Origin of the sequence: Methylocaldum sp., assembly GCF_039794385.1 — a bacterium.
Classification (GTDB): Bacteria; Pseudomonadota; Gammaproteobacteria; order Methylococcales; family Methylococcaceae; genus Methylocaldum.
Genome location: NZ_JBDIVO010000243.1, coordinates 1 through 7,213, shown reverse-complemented (window position 1 = coordinate 7,213; position 7,213 = coordinate 1). Strand labels below are relative to the sequence as shown.

5 protein-coding genes and 1 pseudogene are annotated in these 7,213 nt (G+C 60.0%); 2 read left to right on the top strand and 4 right to left on the bottom strand.

Features of this window, described 5'->3' with window-relative positions:
- From ABJK70_RS17520 to ABJK70_RS17510, 3 genes are all read right to left on the bottom strand, one after another.
- Window positions 1-1,847: DUF3604 domain-containing protein (locus ABJK70_RS17520; protein WP_347258615.1), on the bottom strand; the 1,847-nt coding region annotated here is incomplete at its 3' end.
- A 441-nt stretch (window positions 1,848-2,288) separates the two neighbouring features.
- Window positions 2,289-3,314 (bottom strand): 2-oxoglutarate and iron-dependent oxygenase domain-containing protein, encoded by a 1,026-nt coding sequence (locus ABJK70_RS17515; protein ID WP_347258614.1) that lies wholly within the window; start codon window positions 3,312-3,314, stop codon window positions 2,289-2,291.
- Window positions 3,315-3,714: 400 nt separating this feature from the next.
- Window positions 3,715-4,890 carry an N-acetylmuramoyl-L-alanine amidase gene (locus ABJK70_RS17510; RefSeq protein ID WP_086134136.1) on the bottom strand — a complete coding sequence of 392 codons (1,176 nt, stop codon included), beginning with the start codon at window positions 4,888-4,890 and terminating at the stop codon, window positions 3,715-3,717.
- A 293-nt stretch (window positions 4,891-5,183) separates the two neighbouring features.
- On the opposite strand from ABJK70_RS17510, the gene ABJK70_RS17505 reads away from it, so the two are divergent.
- Window positions 5,184-6,095 (top strand): carbohydrate kinase, encoded by a 912-nt coding sequence (locus ABJK70_RS17505; protein ID WP_347258613.1) that lies wholly within the window; start codon window positions 5,184-5,186, stop codon window positions 6,093-6,095.
- Window positions 6,096-6,209: 114 nt separating this feature from the next.
- Entirely contained in the window at window positions 6,210-6,752 is a 543-nt protein-coding gene (locus ABJK70_RS17500; protein ID WP_205780782.1) for a MarR family transcriptional regulator, read from the top strand.
- Window positions 6,753-7,028: 276 nt separating this feature from the next.
- Here ABJK70_RS17500 and ABJK70_RS17495 read toward each other — a convergent pair.
- Window positions 7,029-7,213, bottom strand: a pseudogene (locus ABJK70_RS17495) (AI-2E family transporter); the annotation flags it as partial.

Sequence of the window (7,213 nt, the reverse complement as noted above, 5' to 3'; positions counted from 1 at the left end):
GCCGCCACGATGAACCGCGGGGCTTTGGCACGGGAGGGTCTCGGCGGGAGGTCGCCGCCCATGGGGACTCCGTCGGCATAGCCGGTCGGCACGAAATCCTTGCCGCACATGGATTTGTCGAAGTTCCAGCCTCCGAAGAAGCGCAGGACGATCCGCGTTCCGCTGGTCCCGTAAGTCTCCTTGCGCTTCAGCGCTTCGAAAATGGAGTCGCGCGAATTCTCCTCCGCCCACGCCACGGAGTGGCCGCCCGAACTGTTTTGGATGGTGGAGGGACGCTGCACGGGGACCGCATCGTCGATGCCGAGGTGCCCCGGAAACCTTTCGTTCTCGGGATGCCAGCCCATGGTGCCGTTATGCGAATCCGAGGACGCCACCACGCCCATCTTGAAGGGATTGACCCCCTCGAATTGTTCCTCCGCCAGCTTCAGTCCGTCCTTCCAGACATTGCGGACGAAGGCGCGCTCGTTGAAAGCCGACGGCGGCAATCCTCCCGCCGACCCTCCGCTGGTTCCGACACCCGAAGCCGCACTCAGGGAGGTCGTGTCCAGCAGCTCGAAATTGCAGAATTCATCCGCCGTGTCGACGCCTTCCTGGAATCGGGGGTCCCAACGGCATTCGCTGCTTCCCTTGTTCTGATAGATCTCCACGAGCGGCTCGAACTTGGCGCGTCGAATCGCATCCTCTTTATTGAACGGAGTGAAAAACATCGGAGGAACGAGCCCCATGCCTCCGCCGAGGTTGGAGTTGTGCGGAATGGTCAGAAACTCGCAGCGAGTCCCACGGCCGTCCGTAACGTTCTGCCCCAAGGTGCAGTCCCGCTCCAGGCCGTTCCAGAGCCGTTCCGGAAGCGGAAACGTGACGAATTGACCGGGCGGGACCGGGAACACCTCCGGATCGTCGGGAACGATGCTGCCCACGTAGCTGGGCGGTTCCCCGACGCCGCCGGGGCCGCCGGAAGTCGGATTCTCGTTGAGTCTGACGCCCATATCGATCGCGGTAATGGGCCGTCTGACCACCCTGTCGTTGCGAAAGAAGACGTTACGATGCCAGTTGGTCCCCAGCGGCGTGGAAGTCACCTCGTAGGCGTTGAACGTGGTGAACGAACACCGGCTGCTCCGGTCATAGAACTCCTCCGCCGCCGCCTGGTGCTCCTGCCATACCGCGAGTTCCGCCGAATCGCATTCATCCGGGTTGTTCACGCAAAGCGGCATCCGCGTCATCTGGCTCACCGGACCGAGGTTCATCATGGTCAGCTGCGTGAACGCATTGGAGGCGAGTTCCCGCTGGAATTGATTGAACGGCGCGGTGGCCGGAGTCGAAACTTCTCCGCCCAGCGGCTGCCAATAGAACCCGTTGATCATCCGGCAATCCAGTGAGAAACGTCCCTCGGGATCGGCGGGGTCGGGAGTTCCGAGAAGGTCCTTGCAGATGCCCATCTCGCCGAAGTGTTCTGAATGATCGGTAACGCCGCCCCAATCGATCGGCCGGTCTATGGTGGGTCTCCGCAGGTTGTTCGGCAAACCCAGCTCGGGAATCTCGACACCCTGGAGTCCGATGATGTTCGGGAGCGTTATCGGGCTTTCGCCCCTGGCGAACGCATAGGCTCCGCGCGGATTGTTGCCGGCCTGTTCGTCGACGAAACGGATGCTCGCGTCGAAAGAGAGGCCGGTATGCAGATGGGTCACGCCGAAAAAGGGTTGGCGCATCGGATCATAGTTGTCGCAACGGGGGCGATAGGCTTCCGGTTCCGTGACCTCGAACGCTTCCCCGACCGTCGGCCAGGCCAAGAGCACCGCGTTCAAGGAAATGGCGAGTGTGACGCGCTTCGACAGAGAGCAGGTTTGCATGTGAAGCTCCTCCATGTATCCGCCGGGTATCCGGCGTTTCCTAGCCGGGTGCAATGGCACCGGATCATCCATGATCGGCTTCCGGAAAAACTCTTCAATCGTGCCGGCGACATTGACACAGAGCGGCAGATCCACCGCGGCAAAGACGTAGGAAGCTTGGCTTGCCTTTTGGTTACTTCGTCCGGCAACGTGAATAGTTAGCCTGTCACGTCGCAAGGGCGCGCGGCTTGCTACGCGAACTGAAAGGAAAAACCCGCCGAATATTCGGCAGTGCCTGTCTAGCCCATTAAAAAAGAAGAATTCGCCCGGGGTCGTGGGCATTATGGGTTGACAATATTTTGCTAGAACATCCGTACATTTGCTGACTCGACCGTGAGGCATTCGGCGCCGGTTGGTTTACAGGAAAAAATGTTCCTCGCATTCACGTCTAGGACGCCATTTTCAAATCACGCTGCCCCCGAGTGCCGGGAAGACTTTGCCGACCTTGTTGAGCAGGTAGTCGCCATAGGTGCCGGTAAAGGCGTGGACGCTCGATCGGTCCCACCGGTGCTCTTCATCGTCCATGACATGCTCCAATTCGGGACTCTCGATCCGTTTTACTTCCGCATCGAAAGTCGGATCGAAAAAGAAGGGAAAGGACAGCCGGGAGCGACCGGCGGTATTACGGACCCGGTGCGGCGTGGAGCGGTAGCGACCGCCGGTCATTCGATCAAGCATGTCGCCGATGTTGCACACGAAGGTTCCGGGAACAGGTGGGGCCGCGATCCAGCCCGACTTCGACTTCACTTCCAAGCCGCCGGCGTCATCCTGTTTGAGAATGGTCAGCAGACCATAGTCGGTGTGTTCACCCACGCCCCAGCTGGGCGGAGTACCCACGTTCGCCGGCTCTGGCGGATAGTTGAAGATGCGGAACAGGATCAGAGGATCGGCGGTGTAGCGGTCGGCGAAGTAGGACGCTTCCAGCCCCAAGCTGAGCGCAATGCCCTGCATCAAGGTTTGCCCGAGTTGCGTCATCGCCGCCGTATACGCGAGCACCGTTTCACGAAATTCCGGGATGTTGGCGGGGAAGAGGTTGGCGCCATGCAGAGGAACGCCGGCCTGGACTCTCGGATCGTCCGCCCCAAGCTCGGCACCGAAATAGAGACCTTCCTTGAGGTCGGGCCGTCCGGAGGTGAGCTCGCCTCCGACCGGAAAATAGCCGCGCCAGGCTCGGCCGGCCCGTTCCATGCGGAGCTCCAGCTTCGTTTCGAGATCCTGTGCAAAAAATTGTCGGCTGAGCTGCTCCAGCCGGTCCTGAAGCGCTTCATCGACGCCGTGGCCCTTGATGTAGAAAAAGCCCATGTCGAGGCAGGCATGTCTGATCTGCTCCGCCACCGTCTCTTTATCGCCGGTGCCCGCTACCAGGGCGTGAACGTCGATGATAGGAAGATTGGAAACCGATTCGGATCCAGCTTCGGTATGAGTCATGGAAACCTCCCGAGGCGGCTGCCGCAGTTTTTCCGAACACGCGGGTATGCCTCTAATTCTCAAATCGCTTTCAATCCGGAATTCATTTTCGTAGGGTGGGTTAGGCGCACATCAGCACTGACCGATGGCCGATCACCGCGCCTCGCATGCGTCGTAACCCACCGAGCGACCTTCAATCGATGGGTTACGCAGAGCCTGTCCCGAGCGGAGACTAGGGGCTAACCCGCCATCGATGGGTTTCGCTTCGCTCTACCCATCCTACGATGAATATTATCTCGAATGCCGAATGGAATTACGTCGGGAAGGGATTTCCGACCTACTTGAGACACCGTTGTAGGTCGTCAATCCTTTGCCGACGGACACTGCACCCACGACGCGCTACACCAAACCGGAGAATGCTTTAGTTCCCGCTGGCCTTGGTCGGCGCCTTGGCCGAGAAGAACTGCCGAATCCCGTAAAAGATCGCGCGGCAAATCTTCGTCTGATGGGCGGCGTCTGCGAGCTTGCTCTCGCCTTCCGGGTTGGTGATGAATCCGGTCTCGACCAGAATCGACGGGATATCCGGCGATTTCAGCACGACGAATCCCGCCCGCTGGACTTCCGGATGGTGCATGGGGAAGCTCTTCTTCAGTTCCCACAGCACGGCGGATGCGGCTCGCGCGCTCGCCTCGGCGGTGGCGGACTGGGACAGGTCGAGCAGCACTTTCGCCAAGGTGCCGTTCTTGTCCCTCAAGCTCACGCCGCCTATCAAGTCGGCCGCATTTTCCCGTTCCGCCAGCCAGCGCGCGGCCTCGCTGCTGGCCCCGCGCTGGGACAGCGTGAACACCGACATGCCCCGAGCCAGGCCATGCACGTAGGCATCGGCATGCAAGGATATGAACAGGTCGGCCTGCGCCTCGCGGGCTTTCACCAGACGTTCGCGCAGACTGAGAAAACGGTCGTCCTTCCGGATCATCACCGGCTTCATGCCAGGTTCGGCGTAAATCATGTCTTTCAGCTTGCGGGCCATGGACAGCACCACGTCCTTTTCCCGACGGCCGCCGGGACCGACGGCGCCGGTGTCCTTGCCGCCATGACCCGCATCGATCGCGATCACGCGGATCTTGGGCTTCCTGGAACTTCGGCGGACCGGCGCATGTGCTGTCTTCTTCGCGGTTTTGGTCGCGGCACCGGCTTTGGGGGGCTCGGATTCGATCAGTTCGACGATCAGCCGGACTCCCTTTCCGGCGGGGCTGATAAACGCCCTGTGCAAAACTGGGCGCTTCAGGTCGACCGATAATCGAAGCCTTTCCTTGTGAGATGTCGTGCGGATCTTTCCCAAAAAAGGATGCGACGCTGGCGGCTGCTTTACGCTGACTCCGAGCTTGGCATCGGTAATATCCACCAGCAGCCGCCTCGGCTCGGCCCAGCGGATCACCCGGTACTCGGGTTTACCGGTAAATTCAAAAACCAAACGCGCCCGATCCGCCTTATCCGCAGCTCGCAATGCCGTGAGCCGGACCGGTTCGGCCGATACCGACGCTGCGAGGACCATCAGCAAGACGAAACAGCCCGCTCTATCCACAAGTCGCGGCATGATTCCGGGAATAGATTTTTTACTAACTCGGCGGGTAGCAGAGATTGTTCTTCGTAACGATTCGAAACGCTCAGGCGTCGGCCGTATCCACAATCAGCCGTGGAGCGCTTCCCGCAGCGGGAGACGTGCAACATACCCGCCCTATTTTTTGATTTCAAAATGTTTGCACGAACCTGTCAACCCGATTTATCGTACTCCCATAGGTAAAACTACTGATTAGCGCGCCTTGCCCGGTAGCCTAGACGGCCGGAACAGGGCGTTCAGCTTTATTTTATTTTGACATCAAAGTAGACATGACCGAATTCACTGTATCACTGAGACCGGTCCTCTTCGGCGAACTGCTGCTCGATCATTTTCCCGATGGCTCGGTTGTGCTGGGGGGGGCTCCGCTGAATGTAGCCTGCCACCTCCGGGGACTGGGCATACAACCCTTGCTGATAAGCCGTATCGGCGAGGACGAGGGTGGAAAACTTGTTCGCGAGGCGCTTCACGACTGGGATCTGGACGAACGGGGCGTGCAAATCGACCCCGAGCGCATGACGGGAGCCGTGCGGGTGCACATCGAGAAGGGGGAACCCGTGTTCCGCATTCAACCCGAGCGGGCCTACGACTTCATCGAAGCGCACGACGTCCCTCAATTTCCGTCGGGAGGCGCCATCCTGTACCATGGCACCCTCGCCGTGAGAAATCAGGTCTCACGCCAGGCGCTCGATTATCTCATCAAACGCCATCGTCCCCCGATATTCCTCGACGTCAATCTCCGTTCGCCCTGGTGGAGCGTCGAGCATTTGTGGACCCTGCTGGAACGGGCGAACTGGATTAAATTGAACGCGCAGGAATTGGACACGGTAACCGATATTTACGGCTTGTCCGGCAAACTTCCCGAAGAGCGCGCCGAAGCCTTGCGAGCCCTCTGCGACGCGGAATACGTGGCGGTGACCCTGGGCGAATCGGGAGCATTCGCGGTCTGCGCCAACGGAAATACGGCTCGGGTGAGTCCCGACGCGTCGATAAAGGTCGTGGACACCGTCGGCGCGGGAGACGCGTTCAGCGCCGCGCTGCTGGTCGGCTTGATGTGGCGTTGGCCCTTGCAGGACGCGCTGGAACGGGCCCAGGAATTGGCCGGATTCATTTGCGGCGTCAGGGGCGCGGTCAAACGCGATCTGAGCTTTTATCGAAGGCTGCGCGAATCATGGAAGATATAATCCCGAAACGGTAGCCGGACGCGCCCGGCTTCAAAACTATCGTCAACGGCTTCGGACGGCATGTCATCCGCCTGAAGCTGGCCCGCACACTCACCGACTGGCAGGAACAATGGCGTGAAACAGGCTCAACCGCTCACCGGCGCTCCCATGGAAATTCACGAGCAGGTTCTGGTGGAACTCCGGCGCATCGTACAGGCGCTCGATTTGCAATCCAAGCAGTTGCAGAAAGCTGGGCTGACCGGCTCGCAGCTGCTGGTGCTGCGTGCCCTGGAAAAGCGCGGAGCGCTGACCGCCCACCAGCTCAGCCGGGCCGTCAGCCTCAGCCAGGGAACCATCACGTCTATCCTGGACCGCCTGGAACTGAAGGGCCAAATCCGGCGTGAGCGCAGCGCCGAAGACAAGCGGCGCCTGACTATCACCCTCACCGATGCGGGCCGGGACGCTCTCCGGCATGCGCCCTCGCTGCTGCACGTCAACTTCGTGGCCGCCTTCCGGCAATTGAACGACTGGGAGCAAACCCTCATTCTCTCCAGCCTGCAACGGGTCGCCGGCATGATGGACGTATCGGCGAACAAGGCCAAGCCGTCGGCGGATTCGGAGATCGGCGAAGAAGAACGTGCATTGCTTGCCGAAAACAGCAACGAGATCGGATGCTGAACCGAAACATTTTCCGGACAGCGCACGATCGATCCGCGGCTAGAGCATTTTCCGATTCGGTGTCAGAGGGCCCGATAGGTAGGTCGACAATCCCTTGCTGACAAGATCCTTTGCCGAGCCGATAAGTCGGCAAGGGATTGCCGACCTACGTTCTTCCCGCCCGACACGAAGCCGTACACCGGGATGAAAAACGCTCTAGCCTCATTCGGATCTGTTCCCCACATGCGTGGGAATGGCCCGTACGACAGGAATCACAATCGAACCGCCCAGACGCCTTTAGGGCATCTCGACGGATTCTCCCAATACGTCCCTCATATACAGCATCTGCACCAGCACCATGATGACCACCACCAGCGGCGGCGCGAGCAGAAGTCCTAGGATGCCGAAGCTTGCGCCCATGATGAGTTGGGCGGTCAGCAGCAGAGCCGGCGGCAGGGAAACAATCTTCTGTTGGATGAAGG

Excerpts from the sequence above, each read along its gene's own strand:
- ABJK70_RS17505 (WP_347258613.1), top strand. The coding sequence starts at position 5,184 with ATGACCGAATTCACTGTATCACTGAGACCGGTCCTCTTCGGCGAACTG.
- ABJK70_RS17515 (WP_347258614.1), bottom strand. The coding sequence starts at position 3,314 with ATGACTCATACCGAAGCTGGATCCGAATCGGTTTCCAATCTTCCTATC.
- ABJK70_RS17510 (WP_086134136.1), bottom strand. The coding sequence starts at position 4,890 with ATGCCGCGACTTGTGGATAGAGCGGGCTGTTTCGTCTTGCTGATGGTC.